16 protein-coding genes are annotated in these 19,824 nt (G+C 66.7%); 5 read left to right on the forward strand and 11 right to left on the reverse strand.

What is annotated here, in order from left to right; translation table 11 throughout:
- Positions 1–185 precede the first annotated feature (185 nt).
- Positions 186–476, reverse strand: coding sequence for a DUF8124 family protein (locus NO887_RS12285; RefSeq protein ID WP_256418584.1), 291 nt, complete (start codon positions 474–476; stop codon positions 186–188).
- A gap of 164 nt (positions 477–640) precedes the next feature.
- On the opposite strand from NO887_RS12285, the gene NO887_RS12290 reads away from it, so the two are divergent.
- Positions 641–2,239, forward strand: coding sequence for a GAF domain-containing sensor histidine kinase (locus NO887_RS12290; RefSeq protein WP_256418585.1), 1,599 nt, complete (start codon positions 641–643; stop codon positions 2,237–2,239).
- A gap of 26 nt (positions 2,240–2,265) precedes the next feature.
- Here NO887_RS12290 and NO887_RS12295 read toward each other — a convergent pair whose 3' ends face one another.
- Complete coding sequence (locus tag NO887_RS12295; protein ID WP_256418586.1) at positions 2,266–2,763, reverse strand: SRPBCC family protein; 498 nt, start codon at positions 2,761–2,763, stop codon at positions 2,266–2,268.
- A gap of 105 nt (positions 2,764–2,868) precedes the next feature.
- Between NO887_RS12295 and NO887_RS12300 the strand changes: the two genes are divergently transcribed.
- Together NO887_RS12300 and NO887_RS12305 are read left to right on the forward strand one after the other, a co-directional pair.
- Positions 2,869–3,795 carry a DNA-3-methyladenine glycosylase family protein gene (locus NO887_RS12300; RefSeq protein ID WP_256418587.1) on the forward strand — a complete coding sequence of 309 codons (927 nt, stop codon included), beginning with the start codon at positions 2,869–2,871 and terminating at the stop codon, positions 3,793–3,795.
- Between the two features lie 59 nt (positions 3,796–3,854).
- Complete coding sequence (locus tag NO887_RS12305) at positions 3,855–4,247, forward strand: DUF555 domain-containing protein (protein WP_256418588.1); 393 nt, start codon at positions 3,855–3,857, stop codon at positions 4,245–4,247.
- Between the two features lie 104 nt (positions 4,248–4,351).
- Here NO887_RS12305 and NO887_RS12310 read toward each other — a convergent pair whose 3' ends face one another.
- From NO887_RS12310 to NO887_RS12325, 4 genes are all read right to left on the reverse strand, one after another.
- Entirely contained in the window at positions 4,352–4,585 is a 234-nt protein-coding gene (locus tag NO887_RS12310; RefSeq protein ID WP_256418589.1) for a UPF0058 family protein, read from the reverse strand.
- 152 nt (positions 4,586–4,737) lie between these two features.
- Positions 4,738–4,917: a DUF7836 family putative zinc-binding protein gene (locus NO887_RS12315; RefSeq protein WP_256418590.1), complete on the reverse strand. Its 180-nt coding sequence runs from the start codon at positions 4,915–4,917 to the stop codon at positions 4,738–4,740.
- Between the two features lie 99 nt (positions 4,918–5,016).
- A complete protein-coding gene (locus NO887_RS12320; RefSeq protein ID WP_256418591.1) occupies positions 5,017–6,030 on the reverse strand; it encodes a transcription initiation factor IIB in 1,014 nt (337 codons plus the stop codon).
- Positions 6,031–6,320: 290 nt separating this feature from the next.
- Positions 6,321–7,277 (reverse strand): mechanosensitive ion channel family protein, encoded by a 957-nt coding sequence (locus NO887_RS12325; RefSeq protein ID WP_256418592.1) that lies wholly within the window; start codon positions 7,275–7,277, stop codon positions 6,321–6,323.
- A 91-nt stretch (positions 7,278–7,368) separates the two neighbouring features.
- On the opposite strand from NO887_RS12325, the gene NO887_RS12330 reads away from it, so the two are divergent.
- Positions 7,369–7,578: a PLDc N-terminal domain-containing protein gene (locus NO887_RS12330; RefSeq protein WP_256418593.1), complete on the forward strand. Its 210-nt coding sequence runs from the start codon at positions 7,369–7,371 to the stop codon at positions 7,576–7,578.
- Positions 7,579–7,595: 17 nt separating this feature from the next.
- Here the strand turns inward: NO887_RS12330 and NO887_RS12335 are convergent, their stop codons facing one another.
- The 3 genes from NO887_RS12335 to malA all read right to left on the reverse strand — a co-directional run bounded on the left by NO887_RS12335 (position 7,596) and on the right by malA (position 12,446).
- The gene (locus NO887_RS12335) at positions 7,596–8,663 is read right to left on the reverse strand and encodes a sodium:calcium antiporter (protein WP_256418594.1); all 1,068 of its coding nucleotides are present in this window, start codon (positions 8,661–8,663) and stop codon (positions 7,596–7,598) included.
- 4 nt (positions 8,664–8,667) lie between these two features.
- Positions 8,668–10,158, reverse strand: a complete 1,491-nt coding sequence (gene malQ, locus NO887_RS12340; RefSeq protein ID WP_256418595.1) for a 4-alpha-glucanotransferase — start codon at positions 10,156–10,158, stop codon at positions 8,668–8,670.
- A 98-nt stretch (positions 10,159–10,256) separates the two neighbouring features.
- On the reverse strand, positions 10,257–12,446 hold the full coding sequence (gene malA / locus NO887_RS12345; protein ID WP_256418596.1) for an alpha-amylase MalA: 2,190 nt from the start codon (positions 12,444–12,446) through the stop codon (positions 10,257–10,259).
- A 207-nt stretch (positions 12,447–12,653) separates the two neighbouring features.
- Between malA and NO887_RS12350 the strand changes: the two genes are divergently transcribed.
- Positions 12,654–17,402 carry a DUF7997 domain-containing protein gene (locus tag NO887_RS12350; protein WP_256418597.1) on the forward strand — a complete coding sequence of 1,583 codons (4,749 nt, stop codon included), beginning with the start codon at positions 12,654–12,656 and terminating at the stop codon, positions 17,400–17,402.
- A gap of 44 nt (positions 17,403–17,446) precedes the next feature.
- Here the strand turns inward: NO887_RS12350 and NO887_RS12355 are convergent, their stop codons facing one another.
- Positions 17,447–17,899: a DUF8009 family protein gene (locus tag NO887_RS12355; RefSeq protein WP_256418598.1), complete on the reverse strand. Its 453-nt coding sequence runs from the start codon at positions 17,897–17,899 to the stop codon at positions 17,447–17,449.
- 2 nt (positions 17,900–17,901) lie between these two features.
- A complete protein-coding gene (locus NO887_RS12360; protein ID WP_256418599.1) occupies positions 17,902–19,767 on the reverse strand; it encodes a MutS-related protein in 1,866 nt (621 codons plus the stop codon).
- Positions 19,768–19,824 lie beyond the last annotated feature (57 nt).

The following is a 19,824-nucleotide window of genomic DNA, read 5'->3' on the forward strand; positions in this document are numbered from 1 at the left end:
CGATCCTCTGGGAACCGCGGTTCGCCGCCTACCCACTCATACGGGAGCATACCTCCCACATCCACTACCGAGACCCACACTAGGTCTCAACCACCCACAGCCCAGAGACGCGTGTCTCTGGGCTTTTTTCATATCACCAACCCGACCAGCCACAGCACCCGCTAACCACTTCCAAAACTAGCAGTTTAGGCCGGTGAACCGCTCGTGTCGGGGAGCGCGAGACGGTGGTCAACGACTGTCCCGTCCGGATCGAGCGTGACTGTCCCGAGCGAGATGGTCTCACCGGTTTCGAAGCGCTCTGCGATGGTGTGTAGCGTCGATTCTTGATTGAGCTGCTCCCAGACAGTGTCGGCAACGAGCGTTTGGAACGTCTCTGGGTCGGTCCATCCCGAATCGATCTCTGAGGGAACGCGAACGACGAACTGGAGTTCGTCCTCAGTGAGGTGGATCCCCACACCGAACGTGTCTGCACACATATCTCTTGATTTGCCGGTGGCGTGTTAAGTGTCGTCGGTTCACTTTGATCGACCGCCGCTTATATGCGCGGAACGCTGGTCTCACGACCAGACACGTGTCTTGGCGTTCTCGGCAACGATATTTTTGACTCAAGTTTCAAATGGACTGGCGCAGACGAGTTGTCATGCACAGACGCTCTGTCGTCACGTTTGTCGGTGACGATCCGGGTGTTCGCGACTGCGTGGGGCGTGCGATCGAGTCCGCGTGGGGCGGGTCGCGTGTTCCGAAGTACCGGAATCTCGGAACGACTGAATTGACCGGAACGGGCATAGATAAGGACGAGCCGTTCCTACTAACGGACGCATGTGGGATTGTCACTACTGGCCGCGCAGTGGCAAACGACTCGGTCGCCGAGGAACTCGCGAGAATGCCCGAAGGCGTCCCCGTTATTGTCGTTCTTGAGGAGTCAACTACTGATGCGTTTCGCTCGGTTCTGCGAGTCAGCCCGTCCGATGTCATCACGCAAGCAGATCTGGGCGATCAGATCGAAGACGACGACGCCGGCACCGATCTGTTCGCACGACGGCTCGCGGAAAACATCTCGCCGCGTCGGATCCGATTTCGAATCGGAGACGCGGACCGTCTCCGCGCTGTTCTGCTAGATGCCGGGTCGACGCTGATGAGTACGAGAACCGACGAGGTCGACACGAAGATTACGTGGACGATGGCGAATGTCGGTGAACACGCCGAAGTCGACCGCATCGTCTGCTACCTTCGCGACGGCGACACCTTCGATCCACGCTACGTCTGGTGTCCTGACGGGTGTGATACCGCGAGGCGGTCACTCGACGAATTCCCGCAGTCGAACAGTCTTGCGACCTTCGAGAACGTGGTTCATTCCTCTGTCCAGTTGGAGTCGGAAGACCGTCCAGACGGTTGGGAACAGACGGCACATGAAACGCAGGGTGAACCGCCCGCAACAGTTCACATCCCACTCGTGGCCGATTGGGAACTGATCGGCGTGCTCTCGCTTGAGACGGACGCGTGGCGCACTTGGATCGAAGAGGAAGTTGATCTGTATCGGACGTTCGCCGACTTGATCGCCTACACGATTGCGCGGAACGAGCGCAGACTGGAACTCCGGCAACGGACCGAACAACTCGAACAGTTCAGTTCCGTAGTCTCTCACGACATCAGAAACCCTCTTAATGTGCTTTCGGGGTATCTAGATATGATCGACGATGATGTCTCACCGTCGACACACGGGCCGATGGATCGCGCCGTCACGCGGATGGAAACCCTCCTCGACAACTTGCTCATGTTGGCGAAACGCGGAGAGACGATCGGTAAGACGGAACCGACCCCGGTCTGTCAGGTTGCCGAAGATGCGTGGACGTCGATCCGTGCGCCCCGTGCGACGCTGACGATCATAGACGAAATTGGCGATGTAGAGGCCGATCCGCTCCGCCTTCGTCAGTTGTTCGAGAACCTGTTCCGAAACGCCGTCGAACACGCCGGACCGCGAGTCGACATCGAGATCGGACCGCGAGACGTCGCCGACGGGGTCGGAATGTTCATCGCCGACGACGGGCCGGGAGTGCCGGTGGACGAGGACGACTCGATTTTTGACTCCGGAGTCTCGATCGCGGACAGTTCCGGTATCGGACTCGCAATCGTCGATCGCATCGTCGACGCCCACGGATGGGACCTCGACGTCTACAACGACGACGGCGCGGTGTTCGATATCTCGTTCGGAGCCGAGACGACTGCCAAGTTCGCGTGAGATCGCGGTCTGACGCCCGTGGAAACCTACGGATCGAATCGATCGACGGTGCGGCGGTGTCTGTCTCGAAACATGCCCTCGAAGCCGACCTTCGCGAACGGACCGGCGGCGTCTCCGAGAAGACCGAGCGGGAGTCGATAGTCGATTGTATCGACGAGGAGCGTCTGATCCCCGTCTGCATAGAACGCGTGCGTGTGCGTCCACCGCCGAAAGGGCCCACCCTCCATCTCGTCGACGAATTGTGCGCTCTTCCCGACGGGCGCGTCACTGTCGGGCGTTCGTTCGACGATCCGCGAGATCCACCGCTGCCGCGGACCGACTTCGAAGGGACGGATCGACATCCGTATTCGCGACCCCTCGACGAGCAGTTCGGGCTCGGCGTCTCCCTCGGGTCCCTCTACGCCGTCGATTACGAGGTTCATCCAGTCGGGAGTGAGCGCTCGGAGGCCGTCGATCGTCGAGTGGAACACCCACACTTGGTCGATAGGAGCAGGAACGCGGGTCGTTCGGCGGTACGTCGGCATAGCGTGTGTATGGTCTGATCGGACAAAAACCTCTTCGCCCGATCGACCGGAGGTCGCTTCCCCGCTACCGAAACCCCGATACGACCGCGTCGCTAGGCAGTTGGTATGGAACGAGGCGCGGTCGACATCGCCGATCTTGCCGGGCCGTTCGATCTGCAGGCGACAGTCGAGAGCGGACAGAGCTACCTCTGGAACCGCGCTGACGGCGGCACCTACAACGAACTCCACGCCTACGGCGGCGACGAGTGGTACGAGTCGGTTGTCGACCCGGTTCCCGGTGTCGTCGACGAGCGGGTCCCCCTGCGGGTCAGACAGACCGGCGGCGCTCACGACGGAACTCTCCACTGGGAATCGTCCGTCGACGCCGTTCCGCTCGTGTATCACTTGTTCCGTCTTGACGACGACCTCGACGCAATCTTGGGATCGACGCCGAATCTCCCTCTCCTCGATCGGGCGTACGACGCCTACGAGGGAATGCGACTCACGCGCGATCCGGTGTTCCCCTGTCTCATCTCGTTCATCTGCTCGGCACAGATGCGCGTCGCACGCATCCATGGGATGCAGCGTCGACTCCGCACGACGTACGGCGATACCGTCACCCTTGACGGCACCGAGTATCACGCGTTTCCGACGCCGGATCAGCTCTCTTCGCGGACGGAAGCCGAACTCCGCGACCTCTCGCTTGGCTACCGAGCCTCCTATGTCCAGCGAACGGCGGAGATAGTCGCCTCCGGAGAGTCCCACCCGCGAGAGGCGGCGGACCACCCGTACGAAGAGGCTCGCGAGTCGCTGACGCGGTTCGTCGGCGTCGGCGACAAGGTAGCAGACTGCGTGCTGTTGTTCTCGCTGGAATTCCTCGAAGCGGTGCCGATCGATACCTGGATCCGGACGACTATCGAGGAGTACTATCCCGACTGTGAACGCGGGAACTACACCGAGACGTCGCGAGCTATACGCGAGCGGTTCGGCGGCGAGTTCGCCGGATACGCACAGACGTACGTCTTCTATCACCTCCGGGCCGGCGGCGACTGACCCGTGACGGTTCTGTCGGCCGAAGTTTCATGCTGATTCGTGTGGTACACTGACTCGTGATGGACTGTCGAGTCGTCGTCGAGGCCGCCGTTCCGGTGTACGATGTCGAGACGCCGGACGAGGCGGTCCGGATCGCGATCTCGAAGACGGGGCAGATGCTGAATCCCGACCTCAACTACGTCGAGATCGAGACAGGAACCCGGACCGCGCCGAGCGGCGAGGAGCTTGCGCCCGCGTTTGTTGCTGCTGACGAGGCGCTCGTCGCGCTTGCGCTTCAAATGGACGTATTCAACGTCGATCGCCCGGAACACGCGAGCCGTGTCGCCCGGAAAGAGATCGGACAGCGCCTCCGCAACATCCCGCTAAAAGTCCTCGATGTGGAAGTGATCGACGATAGTGAAGATCACGAGGCCGACAACCCCGAGTCGGAGACGGAACCCGATTCGGCGTGAGTCCATGTGACTCCCGGTCATCTGTGACTCGACAGGGAGGTTCGCCGTCGGCTATCGCGTCGCTACTCGGAAGTTGACGTACGGCTGCAAGTCGGCTGTGAAAGTCAGTCTGCGGTCGGGGCCAGCGGCTCCGACTCGGATTCGTCCATCGGCTCGGTGATTCCCTCAGTCAGTTTAAAAACGGCGGCTTTGTGGTCGGTCTTCGATTTGTGTATCGATGTCGGCTTCACGCCGAGTTCTTCGTAGGCGTCGAGGTCGACGTCCTCGTTCCAGAATTCGCACTGTTTTCGTACTTCTGCGAGGAGGCCGTGAAGATGGATGAGCTCCTGCTTCTTCATGAGTACCAGTTCTTTGCTACCGGAGGTTTATATTATTATCTTGAGTCACGTTATCATGGGTAGCTCGAATAGAACCGCTGTACGGCCGCAAACACCCAGTTCTGCGTTATCGATCGATATAGTTCTCCGAGGCTGTCTTCGTCCCGAGGCGGTCACTGGAACTGTTTGACCGCCTCGAGGTCGCGTTCGGTTCGCATGAACTCCGTCAGTCGGCGGGTGGCGTGACAGCCGGGACAGCTGAAGTTCGATCGGAGTTGCTGTAGCTCTGCGGGATTATCCTGCCACTCTTTACCACACTCTGGACAGACGAGCCTGACGAACGCGTCCACCATGTGCCGTGGTAGACGCCACCAGGTTAAAAACGTACGTGACGAATTGGAGCTCGCAGCCGGCCGGTATCGTCCGTGAGATATAGAGCGGGAAGCGCCGGCTTAGACCGTGATTTCCTCGCTCGTTTCGAGGAGTTCTTTGTATCGGTTCCGGATCGTCACCTCGGAGATGTCGGCGACGGCCGACACCTGACTCTGCGTGACCTTCTCGTTGGAGAGCAGCGCGGCAGCGTACACGGCGGAGGCCGCGAGCCCAACCGGCGACTTTCCGCTCGTGATACCCTCGCTTTTCGCGGCATCGAGGAGGTCGCGCGCGAGTCGCTGCGTCTCCTCTGAGAGGCCGAGCTTGGAGACGAATCGCGGGACGTAGCTCTCGGGGTCGGCGGGCTGGACGCGCAGTCCGAGCTCGCGGATCACGTAGCGGTACGTCCGGGTGAGTTCCATCTTGTCCACGCGCGAGACCGCGGTGAACTCGTCGAGGCTCCGCGGATTCCCGACCTGCCTAGCGGCGGCGTACAGCGACGCGGTCGCGACTCCCTCGATCGAGCGGCCGGGCAAGAGGTTCTCACTCAGTGCGCGGCGGTAGATGACCGAAGCGGTTTCCCGAACGTTCTTGGGGAGGCCGAGTGCCGAGGCCATACGGTCGATTTCGCCGAGAGCTTGTTTCAGGTTGCGCTCCTTCGAGTCGCGAGTGCGGAACCGCTCGTTCCACGTGCGCAGACGCTGCATCTTCTCGCGCTGGCTGCTTGACAGCGACCGGCCGTAGGCGTCTTTGTCCTGCCAACCGATGTTCGTCGAGAGCCCCTTGTCGTGCATCATGTTCGTCGTCGGGGCCCCCACGCGCGACTTGCTGTCGCGCTCGCTGGAGTCGAACGCCCGCCACTCCGGTCCGCGGTCGATACCGTCCTGTTCGACGACGAGCCCGCAGTCGTCACACACTGTTTCACCGTGTTCTGTGTCGGTGATCAGCGACCCGCCGCACTCGGGACAGGTCGTCGTCCGCTCGCCAGACCGCGCTGTCTCGTCTCCTTTTGTCTCCCGCTCGGTTGTTCGACCGTCTGCTGTACGTTCGCGTTTCGTCTCTCCGCTGTGGCTTCGTGTGCGTGTTTCTGTCATGGGTTCTCCGATCGAACTCCCGATAGAAATACTGGTGTCGGGCACGCCGATTCGTTAACTAACAGTAAGTCACGAGAGTATATAAATATGTCGCCACATTTACCTAGACTCGCATCACAGATCCGATGTACAGCGGATATAACGTCGTAATTCGTCTTCACCGTATTCGATCTATCGTCTGTCGATCCGCCTCGATTTCGATGAGGGTATATATACCTTGCTAGCCAGTCACACCGTTGAGGCGGGGAGTAGACCGCCACCGGCGGCGTCCCACGGATTCCAGCGGTCGGTCACCGGTTCCGACCGAGGGGGAACGCCACCCTGTCCGGTTCCTCGTTGAACCGCGCGAGTATCCGCGTGTACAGTTCGTTTTTGACGCGCTGCCCTCGACGCGGATGCGTGAGGTAGCGGAGGCGGAGTTCGACCCACGACTCCGCCTGTGTCACGTTCACCGTGGGGCCGTCGTGTACCTCCAGTTCGACCGGGGTCTCCGCGAGCGACTCGCGATACGCCGCGATTCCGTCCGCCATATCGTCGCCGAGCAGATCCGTCGCCTCCGTGACCATCACCGACCGAGCGAACGCGAGATCGGTCTCGTACGAGACTTGGATGCCGATCTCGTTCCAGACGTACGGCGATCCGCCGCCGCCGAAGTTGACGACGTTTGATGAGAGCACGACGCTGTTCGGCACCGTCACCACGCGTCCGGAGGGCTGGTTCGTCGTGACGAGGTCGCCGTTGATCTCCCACAGCGTCGTCACGAGGAAGTCGACCTCGATCACGTCGCCGTTCGCGTCGCCTATCCGAACGCGGTCACCGACGCCGTATGGCTGTTTGGCCGCGATATACACCCACGCGATCAGCGACAAGAGCGGCTGTTGGAGCGCGAAGGTGATAGCGAAGCCGACGACGCCGAGCGAGAACAACAGCCCGAGCCAGTTGGCCGTCAGCACAGCGAGCGTCGCCACGACCCCGACGAGTCCGAACGCCAGCCGAAGTAGGTTCCGTGTGTTGTGCGCCCGACGCTTGTTCGTTGAGCGCCACACCAGCCCGACCGCGAGCAGGTAGACGCCGGAGAGAATCCCGAGCACGCTCCCCACTTGGAGCCCCTTCGTGATCACTGCGTTCGCGGGGTAGCCGGCGAGGGGCGGCCATCCCGCGAGCGGGGCGGTGGCGTCGACGTACGCGCCGCCGATTCCGGCCGAAATTCCTAGGAGAACCGTCGCGACTGCGGCCGTGCGTCTCACAGTCGATGCTCGCCCGCCGCGGTCAAAACCGTTCCGCCGTCCGGGTCGAGTCCCAAGACACTTGCCGGTTCACTGCGTGCGCTGGATCGCAATGTCCCCGATACTGTTGCAGGGCGCGGCCGGCATTGTCGCCCTCCTGTTCAGCCTCCTCGCACTGCTCGTCCACCTCGGCATCATCGTCTGGGTCTACTCTGACGCGCAGAAACGAAGCGACCAGCCGGCCTTTTTGTGGGCGATCGTCGCCTTCCTCGCACCGCTCCTCGGGTTGGTGCTTTACTTCCTCCTCGGTCGGAGTCGCTGAACGGGCGCTGGAATCTCTCACACGCCCCTGAGAACCCCTGTCAGACCGACCGTCTCGGCGACGACCCAGCCGACGAACAGCAGGTACGCGGCCAAGAGCCCGTACGACTCGCGGCTCGTGAGCTTGAGATCGGTCCGGAGCAGCGTGAAAAGCAGGACGGTCGCCACGGTGAGGACGCCGAGCATCGGGACCGCCGTGGAGAAGTTGATCTCCGCGCTGCCGACGATCAACACGCCGATCGGAATCGCCACGAGCAGGTCGAACGTGTTCGATCCGAGGACGTTTCCGAGGCTCGTCGCGCCCCTGTTTTCGCGGGCGGTCCGGACGCTGACGAGCGCATCGGGTAGGCTCGTCGCGGCCGCAACGATCGTGATGCCGGCGAGGAACTCCGGGACGCCGAACGTCACGGAGAGCGCCTCGACCGACGCGACCAGCCGCTCCACCGTGACGACGATGACGAGCAGTCCGGCTGCGAGTTTCCCCCACTCGCGGCGGATGTCGACCCCCGTCTGGGTGCGGTCCATCGCGGCGTCGCCGACGTCCTGGTACTGGATGAATAAGTAAAGCCCGTACAGAAGCAGCGGGATCGCGGCGAGCGGCCGCGTGAGTTCGCCGACGATCGGGTCCGCGGAGACGGGGAAGTAGATGACCGCGAGCGCGAACGTGACGACGAGCCCCGAGACGGCGATCATGTAGAACTGCGCCTCCTTATACACGATGGCGCGGCTGGCTTCGAGCGAGTCGTCGGTCCCGAGTCCCGAAAGCGCCGGGATGACGAGGATGTTGAAGATGGCGGAGCCAACGAGCGCGCCGACGCCCATGTCGAACACGCCGACTGCGGCCGTGACGAGGACGCTCACGAGCTCCGGGAAACTGGAGCCGATGGCGACGACGATCGATCCCTGTACGACCGCCGGCAGCCCGTAGTACCCCGACAGCGTCTCCGCGGACTCTTCGAGCCATCCGCTGCCGACCCAGATCGCGGCCGTCGCCGCGACGATGACGAGAACGTGAACGAGTGGTGTGTCGGGAACGAACGGTGTGTCGGGAACGAGCGACGCGCCGACCGCGATCACTCCGACCATTAGCTCACCGGACGTGTTTCCCGGCCAGCTCCCACAGCCGGTCTGTGATCTCGTCGTCGAGCGCCTCGCGGGACACGCGCCACTCCCAGTTACCGTCGACCGTGCCGGGCTCGTTGAACCGGGCGTCGCTCCCGAGTCCGAGCAGATCTTGGACGGTCGTCATCGCGAGGACGGCCTCCGACCGCCACACCTCCTCGATGATCTCCCACTCGACGGCGCGGTCACCGTCCGCGCCCACGTTGTACCGGAAGCACTCGCGCTGTTCGCCCGGTAAGTCGTCGTAGTAGCCGACCCAAGTGTCGGTGTCGTGCGTCGAGGTGTAGCCGACCACGCTTTCGGGATAGTGCATCGGCTGGTACCGGTTCCCTTCGGTACACCAGTCGGCGTACTGCGGCACGCGCATGCCCGGAAACTCGAACTCGTGCAGTAGCTCGTCCATCTCCGGATCCTCGAAGCCGAGGTCCTCGGCGATGAACGGGGCCTCGCCGAGCTCGCGCTCGACCGTCTCGAACAGGTCACGACCCGGTCCGTCACGCCACTCACCGTCGGCCGGGTCGTCGCTGTCGGCGGGGATCTCCCAGTACCGAACGAACCCGAGAAAGTGGTCGAGCCGCGCCACGTCGGCAAGTTCGAACAGTCGGCGGAACCGCGCGATCCACCAGTCGTAGTCGCGCTCGGCCAGCCGGTCCCAGTCGTACACCGGGTTCCCCCATCGCTGTCCGTCGTCGCCCGGATTCGGCGGGACGCCGGCAACCGCGGTCGGCCGCCCGCCCTCGTCGAGGCGGAACGCCTCCGGGTTCGCCCACACGTCCGCGGAGTCGAGCGCGACGTAGATCGGCACGTCGCCGACGATCGAGACACCCTCGGCGTCGGCCACCTCGCGAAGGTCTCGCCACTGGCGGTCAAAGGTCCACTGCACGAACTCGCGGTAGCGGACCTCGTCTGCGTGGCGCTCGCGAGCCGCTGACAGCGCGTCCGGCTCGCGGGTCCGCAGGTCCGCGGGCCACTCGGTCCACGTCGCTTCGGGGCGCGACGCCGATATCGCGCGGAACAGGGCGTAGTCGTCGAGCCACGGCTCACGCTCGCGGAACGCCTCCACGTCCCGCCGGCCGCTCGCCGAGGCCGATTCTTCGAACCGTTTGAACGCCGTCCGCAACAGCGGCAGTTTGTATTCGCGGACCGCGTCGTACTCGACGCGGTCCTCGGGAAAATCCGGACTCGGTTCGAGGTCGTTCTCGTCGAGCCAGCCGTCGTCGACGAGCCCGTGCAGATCGATCAACAGGTGGTTGCCGGCGAACGCCGACGGCGACTGATACGGCGACTCGCCGGCCCCGGAGAGCGTCGGACCGATCGGGCAGATCTGCCAGTGGTCGATGTCGGCGTCGCCGAGGAACGAGAGGAACGCGCTCGCGCCGTCGCCGAGGTCGCCGATCCCGTGGTCGCCCGGCAGCGAGGTGAGGTGACAGAACACGCCGCCGGAGCGGTCGAATCGCATACGACCTCCTGTGGCCCCCACCGACTCAAGCGTTGCGTCCGACGGACCCGGCGGTGATCGTCGTCATCGGTCGCCACGGCTCTAGCCCGCGCCGCTCGTCACGTCTCTGCGCGAACGACCGCGACCTCGTCGACTCGGATCCGCTCGCGACCCTCGCCGTCGACGACGACGCATGACTCGCCGGTGACGAGGTCGCGGTTGCCGTGCGCAGTCTCGACGGCGACGCTCGCCGGCTCCGGCGCGAAGTTCAGCGCGACGATCAGCGATTCGTCGCCGTCGCTCCGATGGAACGCGACCACGTCCTCCGGATGCACGTCTCCGCTTGCGGCGATCGGCCGTTCGTCGAGGTCGCCGCTCGCGACGTGGTAGTCCACGCGGTCGAGGTCGCCGTCGGGACCGAGCGCCGGGTGCACCTCGCGGGCGGCGAGCAGCCGTTCGTAGCGATCGCGGACCTCCTCGCGGGCGTGCTCCCACGCGATCGCGTCCCTGCGTCCGCGCTGGCCGATCTCTTGGCCGGCGTAGATCATCGGGACGCCGGGAAGGACGAACGTCGCCGCGCCCGCCGCCGCCGCGGCCGCGTCGCCGCACTCGACGCGGTAGCGCGTCTCGTCGTGGTTCTCGATGTACTGGAGGAACCCGGCGTGGTCCGGGAACCCGATCTCCGCGCGTTGGGCGACCGCGTCGAGGACGCTCTTCGCCGGCGCTGCCCCCCGACCGACCTGCCTGAGCTGGAAGTACAGCGTCGCGTCGAAGTGCACGTCGAACATCCCCTCGTGGAAGTCGGGGATGTAGGGGATTGTCTCGTCCATCAGCAGGAACTCCCGGTCGATGTCTTTCACTCGGTCGCGAAGCTCCCGCCAGAAGGCATCCGGAACCGCCCACGCCATGTCGCAGCGGAACCCGTCGACGAGCGGGGCCCACTCGTCGATCACGTCGAGGAGGAACCGCCGGACGTGGAGGTTCGCGTGATTCAGGTTCGCGATGAGCTCCCAGTCGAAGTAGGTGCCCGGCTCGCCGGATTCCTGCCACTCGTAGCGGTCCCGGTACGGCGATTCCGGATTCCGGTACGCGTCCTCGAACCACTCGTGGTCGCGGGCGGTGTGGTTTGCGACGAAGTCGAACAGCACGCGCATCCCGTGGTCGTGGGCGGTCTCAACGAGCGCCTCGTAGTCGTCGCGGTCGCCGAGATCTGAGGCGGTGTCGAAGAAGTCGGTGATGTTGTAGCCGTGCGGTTTCCCGTCGTGTTGGAGCACCGGCGTGAGCCACACCGTGTCGACGCCGAGGTCGGCAATCTCGGGGATCCGCTCTGCGAGCGCGTCGAACGCCTCGCCCTCCTCGGTGTCAGAGAACGTCCGAACGTACACCTCGTAGACGGTAGTCTCTGCGGCCCACGACGGCGGATCGTTGAGCCGAACCGTCTCAAACGTCGACATCTCGGCGTCGAACGCGCCCCCATCGAACGCGTCCGCGGTCGTCCGCTTGACGGCGACCGCGTCGGCGACACTGACGCGCGGATCACCGCCCGGTTCGCGGGCGACGGCGACGGCGTGAACGCGCAGCCGGTCCGGGACCGCCTCGGCGTCGATCCGGAGCGTCCGTCCGTCGTCGGTCCGCCGCATAGCGTCTCGGGGGTTCGTGCGGCCGGTCGCCACCGCGGTTTCCACGTCGCGGTCGTCGACGACGAACCGCACGGCCAACTCCTCGGCGTCGAGCGCCGATTCGGGGTTCGGAGTCGGGGTCGCGCGAACGACGACCTCGGCGGCCTCCGCGTCGCTTTCGCTCCCGTCTCCGCCGCCCCGGTCGCTGCCGCTCCTGCTCTCGCCGGCAACGTCTGCGGACTCGTCGCCGAGCTCGACGGTCGCGTCGAGCCGGATCCGCGGGCGACCCTCTCCCTCGCGCTCGCGGTGGGCGGCGTAGCTGATCGCGTCGGCGTCGCCGGCGTCGGCGTCGCGGTCGCGAATCGCAGTTCCGCTTCCGCCAGCGACATCGACGCCCGCGTACTCGGCGGCGAACGCGCGGACGGTCAATCGGTGGTCGCCGTCGGGCGCGTCGAGACCGATCAGAAACCGACCGGGCACGTCCGGCGTGAACTCCGTCACCGGTCCCTCGCCGACAGTCGCGTCGCTGTCTGGCGGCGCGTCGGCGACGCGCCAGCGGTAGCTCGCGTCCGGGTCCGGGTCTCGCGGAGCCAACTCGGTCGTCTCGCCGGTCGAGAGGAACCGCGGCGGACCGGGGTGGTGCTGGCCGACCCGTGGCGCGCCCGTGTGTGGGTCTCCCTGCTGTGTCATGTCACACCCATCGACGCCCGGGGTCTTCGGTGTTGCTCTTCGATCGACTTCCCCACCCCGTTCCACCACTCCGCTCCCCCACCCCGTTCCACCACTCCGCTCCCCCACCCCGTTCCACCACTCCGATCCTCCTCCCTCTCACCCCGCTCTGCTCCGGTGGACCGCCTCGGTCGTCAAGACTTTTACCGCGGGTATCACAGGGTGACCATGCGACTGCGAACCGCTCTCACAGAGCACGAACGTCGCCGTGACGAGCGCTACCCGGCGGAGCGCCCCACAACCGCCGGCGCGTTCACGGGTGACGACGGGCGGTTGGTCCACATTGGGCCTGACGGCACCGTCCACGACTGTTCGTACTCCCTGTCGGGAGTCGGCGGAGCCGACCGGCTTCGCATGGGGATCACGGCCGGACGCGGCGTCCGCTGGTTCGACGAACTCACGACGACGCGCCAGCATTACGACGGCGACACACCGCTCGTCGAGACCGAGTACGACGCCGGTCGGTACACGATCCACCAGTTTGACCTCGTGGTCAGCGACACGCACCTCACGCACGTCGAACTCCGCGGCGCGCCGCCCGCGGGGGCGGAACTCGTCGCCGCCTGTGCGTTCTCCCCGAACATGGTCGAGGGACGCATCGGAAACCTCGTCCACGAGTCGGCCGGTCCCGACGACGGGAGCGTCGTCGAAGTGTACCACCGCACCGAACACGACTTCTTCACCGCCTCGACCGGCCTCTCGGCGGCGCACGGCCAGCGTCTCCGCACGATCCCGGAGCTTCTCGGCGAGAATGGCGACGGGTTCCCGCACCGCGGCGAGATCGACCAACGCGAGGACTCGCGGCTCACCCCTGACGTGGTCATGCGCGCGCCGTTTGAACGCGACGGCCGCATCGAACGTGTCACGCTCGCTAGCCGCGCCGTGATGGACCGGCGAGACGCTCGTGACACGGGCGAAGACGGGATGGACGCGCTCTCTGACGGTCCCGACCGCCAGCGCCGAATCGACGAGATCGCACGAATCGCGACCGCGTATCCCGACGCAGCCGACCTCCGCGAGGCCGCCGCTGGACGGGGCCCGACCGTCCCCGACGACGTGCCGCGGCGGGACCTCGTCGCCGGCGATCTCCGAACTCTCGACTTCCTCACGGCGGAGTCCGGCGCGCGGATCGCCGCCCCGGAGTTCGACCCCTTCTACTCGACGTCCGGCGGCTACGGATACACGTGGTTCCGCGACGAGGCGGAGGTGTCGATGGCGCTGCTCGACGCGAGCGAGGAGATCGGACTCGACGCCGACGAGGAGTTGCTCGCGACGGCCGTCTTCTTCTGCCGGACGCAGGACGCGGACGGCTCGTGGCCCCACCGAGTCTGGGCCGACTCCGGGAAGGTCGCCCCAGGGTGGGCGAACGCGCGCATCGAGGGCGCAAACGGGACGGTCGGACCGAACGACCAGCTCGACCAGCCCGCCTCAGTCGTCGCGTTCCTCGCCCGACTTCGGCGGACGACCGACCTCCCTGCGGAGTGGCGCGATCGGATCGACGCCACCGTCGCCGACGCGGTCGCGTTCCTCCGTGAGACTGTCGAGGACGACGGGCTTCCCCGCCGCTGTCAGAACTGCTGGGAGAACGCCCTCGGGCGGTTCACCCACACCGGCGCGACGTACCTCCGCGCGTTCGCCGCGGTCGCGCGCGCTCCGGTGGACGACGAGACGCGCGTCGCCGCGGCCGCCGCTGCCGACGAGGCGATCGCCGGTCTCGACGACCGGTTCGACCCCGAGACGGGGCGCTTCCCGCAGCGCGAGAGCACCGACAGTCGCGACGGTCGTGCCGACGCGAGCACGTTCGCGCTCGCGAGCGCGACGACTGAGTACGCGGCCCTGCGCGCCGAACGCACCGAGGTCGACGGCGCGGCCATTGACGGATCCGATGCGACGGTCGCAGCGGCTGACTTCGAGCGGTTCCTCGACCGCGTGCGAACGCACGTCGGGAACACGATCGACGCGCTCCGCCGAGAGACCGAGAACATCGAGGGGCTCGTCAGGTTCACCGGTGACGATTGGCGAACGGCTGAACAGGGCGCGGCGAAGGTGTGGTCGCTCGCGACGCTGTGGGGCGCGACGGCGGCAGCCGAACTCGGCGGACTCGTCGCCGACCGCGGCGGGGACGCGGCAACGCTGTTCGCAGACGCAAGGGACCTGTACTCGCTTTGCGAGTCTGACGGGCCGTTGGTCAACGATGCGGGCCTGTTCGCCGAGCAGGTGTTCGACGACGGCGACCTCGACAGCGCGACTCCACTCGGGTGGTCGCACGCGCTCCGGATCGACGCGACCGTGACGCTTGCGGCGCACGGCGCGCTCCCGGTCCCGCACGACCGACCCACGGGGCCGGACGAGGCCCCGCACTGGACCACCGGGCGGAAGTTCGGCGTCGGGACGCCGGCGGATCACCAGACTGAGCAGCCCGTTCCGGTCTGGTATACGCTGACGGAGGGGGCGCTCACCGAGGCGCGGTTCCCCCGAATCGACGTGATGAACGTGCGGACGTTCGACTTCCTCGTCGCCGATCCGGAGACGGGGTACACGATCCGCACCTTCGACGAGACGAGCCACGTGACGGCGACCGAGACCGTCGAACGCACCACCGAGCCGACCGTCGGCGACGCGCTCGTGTACACGCAGACGATCCGCGAGACCGGGGACGGTCACGGCCACCGATGGACGCTGACTGTCGAGTACGCGGTCGACACAGAGGGGAACGCGATCCTCGCCGACGTGGCGTTCGAAGGGAGCCGCGAGTATGACGTGTACGCCCTCGTCGACACGACGATCACGAACGTCGGCACGAACGACCGCGGCACCCGCGTCGGCGACGAGGAAGGCTATCATCTCCTCGCTCGCAACGACGACGCGACGGAGCGCGACACGGGGAAACTGGTCGACGACGACGGCGACTCGTTCGAGGTCGCGCTCGCGCTCGCCAGCGAGGGGCGCTTCGAGTGGGCCAGTGCGCTCGCGGCCGGCAGCCACGAGGCCGACGCGCTGTTCGGTGAGGGCGCGCGCGGCGAGGGGATCTCGGAAGCGGTCGGCAACGTCGTGCTGGCCGGACTCGTCGGGAGCGGCACCGATATCTCCGACACGCTCGCGCTCGGATTTGCCGAGGAGGCCGACACCGCGGCCGCGCTCGGCGAGGCGGAGGGGGCCATCTCGCGCGGCTTCGAGACGGTCAGCGGCGACTACGTCGAGACGTGGCGCGACTGGCTCGCCGACCGGGCGTTCCCCGACTCGGTCGCCGGCGACGCCGACGTGGAGACGCAGTATCGCTTCGCGCTGATGACGCTCGCGGCCGTCGAAGACAAACGGCACGACGGTGCGGGGATAGCGAGTCCGTCGGTACCGTGGGGCGAGACGGAGTACGCCGCTGAAGACCGCGGCTACGGCTACAACTTCGTCTGGTCGCGAGACCTCTATCAGGTGTTCACCGCGCTCGTCGAGATCGGAGAGGTCGAGCGTGGCGCGGACGCGCTCGCGTACCTCTACAACACCCAACAGGACGACGACGGATTCCTCCCGCAGAACACCTACATTGACGGGCGCACCCGCTGGGGCGGCGAACAGATGGACAACATCGCGTTCCCCTCGGTGATGGCGTGGCAGCTCCACGAGCACGGCGTCGCGCTCGACGACGCCGACTATACATACGATCAGGTCCGTCGGTCGCTCGGATACATCGCCGTCAACGGCCCCGAGACGGCCCAAGAACGCTGGGAGGAGGAGGCCGGATTCTCGCCGTCGAGTATCGCCGCCGAGATCGCCGGACTCGTCTGCGGGGCCGCGCTGGCGCTCTCGGAGGCCGACCGTCGCGACGCGCATGGGCGAAGCGCCGACGCAGGCGATCTGTTCGACCCCGACACGCTCCGCGCCGACGCGCTCGCGTGGCTCGCGCTCGCGGACGACTGGGCCGACCGCGTCGAGGAGTGGTGCGCGACCGCGACGGGGACGGAGCGACACGCCGAGACCCCCTACTACGTCCGGATCACCGCCAACGGCGACCCCGAATCCGGGCGGCCGCGGACGATCGCCAACGACGGCCCGACGTACGACGAGCGGGAGATCGTCGACGGCGGCTTCCTTGAGCTCGTCCGTCTCGGCGTGAAGCCCGCCGACGACGACGTCGTCCGAAACTCTGTCTCCGTCGCCGACGACTCGATCCGCGTCGACACGCCGCACGGTCCCGCGTGGTACCGCTACGTCGGCGACGCGTACGGCGAGATCGCGACCGGTGACCCGGGCGCGCCGTGGGCTGGGACCGGCGACGGACGTGGTCGCCTGTGGCCGATATTCACCGGCGAGCGCGGCGAGTACGAACTCCGTGCCCGCGCCGACGGCCCTGACGGGTTCGGCGGCACCGACGAGGGCGCGCTCGACCCCGACGCGCTCTTGGAGACGATGGCCGGGTTCGGTAACTCTGGCCGAATGTTACCTGAACAGGTGTGGGACCGTGAGCACCCGACCGACTACGGCTGGGAGTTCGGCGAGGGAACCGGGGGAGCGACCCCGCTGGCTTGGTCGATGGCGGGATTCATCCGTCTCGCTCACGGCGTCGACGCCGGCGAACCGGTCGCGACGCCGTCGGTCGTACGCGACCGCTACGTCGAACGCGATCAGTTCGACGAGCCCGCCCTCGACGCGACCGCGGAGTTCATCGCCGCCGACCTCGTGATAGCGGGCGAGACGTCCGCCGACGTGGTCGCCGTGCACACGCCGACCAGCTCGACGCTAGCGACGCCGCGGGACGGGTCGTTTGAGGTTCGGATCGACGCCGATATCGACGCACACAGCATCTCTGTCGCCGCTGCGGCGTCGGCCGACGATGTCGATCTCGGCGGCGACGCCGACGGCGACCATCCGCTCGCCGGGCTCCGCGACGCCGCCACCGCGATCGAGCGAATTCGTCTGTAGTCGCCCGACGTTTCCGTCCCGAGCGATCGTCTCACACCCTATTTTCAGCCGAGCGCGGTCACGTCGACCTCGTCGCTCGCCTCGGAATCGCTCGCGCCGTCGACATCGAGCGTCACCGCGTCGGCGATCGACCCGCGCACGCGTTCGCGCCACGCTTCGACCGCCTCGCCGTGGCGTCGCCGTCGGGTTTCCACGTTGGCATCCGGATGATCTGCGGCCGTCTCGTCGACCTCGGGGTACGCCGGTAGGTCCGCAACGAGGTCGCGAGGGTCGACGTGAATGGCATCCGACTCGGCGGCCGAAGCCGTCGCGTTTCTCCGTGATTCCGCCGCGTCAACGGCGTGCAGTCGCGCTCGCATCCGCCCGGAGAAGGGCGGGGTCACCCGCAGGACGACCTCGCGGTCGGTCCGGAGCGTCGCTTCGAGGGCGTTCGCCACGTCCTCGCGGTGGACGGCGATCGACCGGATGCGGGTCGGGTCTGCGGTGTCGCCGGTCATGCTCAGTTGTCGCCCTCCGACCACTCGGCGTCGGAGAGCGTTCGCTGGACCGCCTCCTCGCCGACGGCCCCGGCGAGGTGCTCGAACCCCGCACGGACCCCGCGGTCGCTCGCGTTCGCGACGAGCCGCGAGACGATGAACTCGGGCGTCGACTTCCCGACGGTGCCGAACCGCGGCTGGTAGTCGACACGCAAGGCGAGGTCGCCGGTGAGCCCCTCCGCGAAGATGCCGTCGATCCGCGCGGCCTCGGGCAGCGGGCTCAGGTCCTCCGCGAGGTGCGTCACGTACACGCCGAGCGCGCCGCGGTCGACGGTGAGCGTGACGAGACCGTTCAGGAGGTCGGCGGCGCGCCCCGGCTCCGTGATTGCTTCAAACTCGTCGACGAGCATGAGCGTCCGCCCGTCCTCGACGAGCGGGGGGACCACGGACTTCAGCGTCGACTCCAGCACGCCGGCGTTGAACGAGGCGTGCCGCCGGTGGAAGACGATTCGGTCGAACGAGCCGACTTCGGCCGCGTCCGCGGGCACCGGAAGCCCCATCGACGCGAGCAGCGCCACCGCACACAGCGTTTCGAGCAGGGTCGTCTTCCCGCCGGAATTCGCCCCCGTGAGCACGCTCACCCGGTCGCCGCTCGGGGGCGCGTCCCCCTTCGCGACGCCGGCGTCCTCCGCGAGCGAGTGGGTTCCGATCCCGTACGACACCGGCTGCACGTCACCGGAGACGAAGAGGTTCCGGGCGTTTCGAATCGCGATCCCGTCGTCGACGATCTGCGGCCGAACGAGGTCCCGATCGGCTGCGAACCGCCCGAGCGACAACAGAAATGCGGCGTCTGCGACCGCTCCTGCGGCGCGGGCCACGTCGCTTTCGGCCTCGCCGTGGTCGTCGCTGTCGTCGCTGTCGTCGCTGTCGTCAGAACCGACGCTGCCGTCGCTGCCGCCGATCGACTCTGCGCCGATCCGCGCTCGGATGTCGCCGGCCACGGTCGCCTCGCGCTCGTCGACGGCCGCCTCCAGTTCCGCTTCGAGGTCGCGGAGCGTGGCGGAGACGAAGTCGGCAGCGTCGAGCGCGTCGGACGGCGCGGCCGCCCGCACCGTCGCCCGGTCGACGCCGGTCTCCGTGGCGACGTGGTCGATCGTCGCCGACTGCAAGGCCTCGAAGTCCCGCAGAGAGCCGTCTCGAACCGCCTCCAGTACGTCGAACGCGGCGTTCGAGAGCTCGCGCGCGGCAGCGAGCTGGTCGCGTCGCCGGTCAAGTTCGTCGTCCGCACCCCGAGCCACGTCGATGTCGGCGTCGGGACCGCCGATCGCGCCCCGAACGTCGGCGAGCGCGTCGGCTGCGTCGCGGAGCGTCTCGCCGTCGAGGTCGCCGATCGCCGCGAACGGTCCCGAATCGACACCGACCTCGCGCAGGGCGATCGCTGTCTCGACCGCGGCGCGGTCGGCCCCGTCGGCGTCGTCGTACGCGTCGAACGCCGCGACGACGCGCTCGCGCTCCGCATCGTCGAGCACGGTCCACGTCTCTCTCGCGGCCATCACGTCGTCGAGCCGGGAGTCGACGGCGTCGCGGTCGGCGAGCGGCGTCAGCACTCGGATCCGATCAGCGGCGTGTGCCGTCACCGCCTCGCGGGCCGCCAGCGCGAGGAGGTCGTCATACACGGAGCGCGTGTCGCTCGTCGCGAGCACGTCCATCCCCGACTCGCCGTTCGCCCGGCGGAGGATCCGCGTCGCACGGCCGCGGTGGAGTCCGGCGTCGACGAGCGCGCGCACGTCAGCCGACTCGACCGCCTCGATCGCCCGCTCGGTGCCGAGGGAGCCGGCGAGCTGCTCGCTCGTCTTCGGTCCGATCCCCCAGTAATCCTCGAGTCGCATACCTCGTGGTGTCGTCCCGGCGTCTTTGCGCTTTCGTCGCCGCGACGGCCTACCGAC

Source organism: Halorubrum laminariae, from assembly GCF_024494655.1.
Lineage (GTDB): Archaea > Halobacteriota > Halobacteria > Halobacteriales > Haloferacaceae > Halorubrum > Halorubrum laminariae.